The organism is Ohtaekwangia sp., from assembly GCF_036786105.1.
GTDB lineage: Bacteria > Bacteroidota > Bacteroidia > Cytophagales > Cyclobacteriaceae > Ohtaekwangia.
Genome location: NZ_DAIQRQ010000044.1, coordinates 1 through 2,316, shown reverse-complemented (window position 1 = coordinate 2,316; position 2,316 = coordinate 1). Strand labels below are relative to the sequence as shown.

2 protein-coding genes and 1 pseudogene are annotated in these 2,316 nt (G+C 48.8%); 2 read left to right on the top strand and 1 reads right to left on the bottom strand.

Going from position 1 to position 2,316, the window contains the following annotated elements:
- Positions 1-584, top strand: a 584-nt coding sequence (locus tag V7Q33_RS16465) for a proline racemase family protein (RefSeq protein WP_333820520.1), incomplete at its 5' end; no start/stop codon positions are given.
- A gap of 141 nt (positions 585-725) precedes the next feature.
- A pseudogene (locus V7Q33_RS16460) lies at positions 726-2,000 on the top strand (NAD(P)/FAD-dependent oxidoreductase); the annotation flags it as partial.
- Positions 2,001-2,006: 6 nt separating this feature from the next.
- On the opposite strand, the gene V7Q33_RS16455 reads toward V7Q33_RS16460, so the two are convergent.
- Positions 2,007-2,316 (bottom strand): hypothetical protein (locus V7Q33_RS16455; protein ID WP_333820519.1); only part of this gene is annotated, 310 nt, incomplete at its 5' end.

The window sequence follows — 2,316 nt, the reverse complement described above, 5'->3', positions numbered from 1 at the left end:
TCCGGAACATCAAAGCATATCTGGCGGCAGAGAATATAACAGCCGCGTGTCCTGATCTGGGTGAGCTTACACTCGATGTATCATACGGTGGTAACTATTATGCCATTGTAGATGTGCAACCTAATTTTCCGGGGCTCGAACATTTCACTGCCGACCAACTGATCGGCTGGAGCCGTGCGCTGCGCAAGAACATCAACGCGAAATATACGTTCGTGCATCCGGAAGATCCCACTATCAACGGATGCAGCCATATACTCTGGGCGGGCAAAACGATCGATCCCACTTCTACAGCACGCAATGCTGTGTTCTATGGCGACAAAGCAATAGACCGCTCTCCCTGCGGCACCGGCACTTCTGCGCGACTCGCGCAATGGTATACCAAAGGAAAACTGAAGAAAGGTGAAGCCTTCATACACGAAAGCATTATCGGCTCCAAATTTACCGGGCGCATCGAAGAAGAAACCACGCTGCAAGGCAAACCCGCCATCATCCCCAGCATCGAAGGCTGGGCCATGGTAACCGGCTACAACACCATCATCCTTGACGATGACGATCCGTATGTACACGGTTTTCAGGTGATATAGGTAAGCTTTAGGCTGAAAGTTTAAAGTTTAAGGTTTAAAGTTTAAGGTTTAAGGTTCAGGGTTTAATGCTCCAGGCACGACTGGCGTACACACCTAAACACAAAAACACGTACACACAAACCAACTCCAACACCTCAACACACCAACACTCCAACACTTAAAAAAGATATGAAAAACATTGCCATCATCGGCGGGGGAATTATAGGGCTTAACGCAGCATACTATCTGTCGAAAGCGGGACACGCTGTTACTATATTTGATCAGGGAGATTTGATTGATAACTGCTCCAGCGGAAATGCCGGCATGGTAGTACCCAGTCATATTATACCGCTGGCTGCACCGGGCATGATTTCAAAAGGTATACGGTGGATGTTCAACGCACAAAGTCCATTCTATGTAAAACCGCGATTGAATGGCTCGCTCATAAAATGGGGATGGCAATTCTACAAGCATGCCACGCAACAACATGTTGATCATGCTATACCAGCACTGAAAGACATCAGCCTGCTGAGCAAAGCCCTGTATCAGCAAATGGTGCGCGACAATCCGTTCGACTTCGGTTATGAAGAGCGTGGCCTCATGATGCTCTACCAGACAAAGGAGACGGAGAAAGAAGAAGCAGAAACAGCACACATCGCCAACCGGCACGGCATAGAAGCACATATACTCTCTTTGCAGGAGATACAAAAGATGGAGCCCGAAGTAAAAGTAACGGCTCGTGGCGGAGTATATTTCCCGGGCGATGCACACCTTGTGCCGCATCAGCTGGTGAAGAACCTGGTCGACTATCTGCAAAAGCGAAGTGTGATCATCCGGAAGCATACCGCTATCACGGATTTTACAGTGAACAGAAATCAAATTGACGGCATCAGTACCGGTCATGCGTCATTGCGCTTTGATGAATATATACTTGCCACCGGTGCGTGGTCTGGGCTGTTCGCTTCAAAGCTGGGTATAGATATACCCCTGCAGGGTGGCAAAGGTTATAGCTTCACGCTCGACCCGGTTCAAAAAAATATACGCATTCCTTCTATCCTGCTGGAAGGACGCGTAGCCGTTACCCCCATGGGAACATCGCTGCGCTTTGGAGGCACGATGGAGATCAACGGTATAGACCGCTCCATCAACATGCATCGTGTAAAAGGAATTGTCAACACTATACCGGCGTATTACCCGGAGATGAAAGTAGAAGTGCCGAAGGAAAATATAGTGTGGCGAGGGTTGCGTCCTTGCTCCCCTGACGGACTTCCGTATATAGGCCGCTCGTCACGGTATAAAAACCTGATCATTGCCACCGGCCACTCCATGATGGGCCTCAGCCTTGCCCCCGGCACCGGCAAACTGGTAGAAGAATTGGTGCAGGAAGCACCCACCAGTATTTCCTTGAAAGCTTTCGATCCGGAACGATTTTCTTAACCGCTACTAGTTACAGTTATTGTTGTGAGATATACTCACAGTCCGGGTTCCTTCAATCGTTGCTGTATGGGCCACCTTGGCGTTATTCTTTGCGCTTTGATATAGGTTAATCAAACTCGCGCGGTAATTTTCCACTTGCTTATAGCAAAAGTGCAGGCGCGCGAAAGATAAAAACTGAAATCCTGTTGTGCCGCCAGCGGCACAACACGGTTTCAGCTTTACTACTATATCTTCCCCGGGTTTCGCTGGCGAAACCCGGGGAAGATTATCAAGGGTGCGTCTGCGAGTTTGCAAAAGCGTAAAATTAACTTCGTAC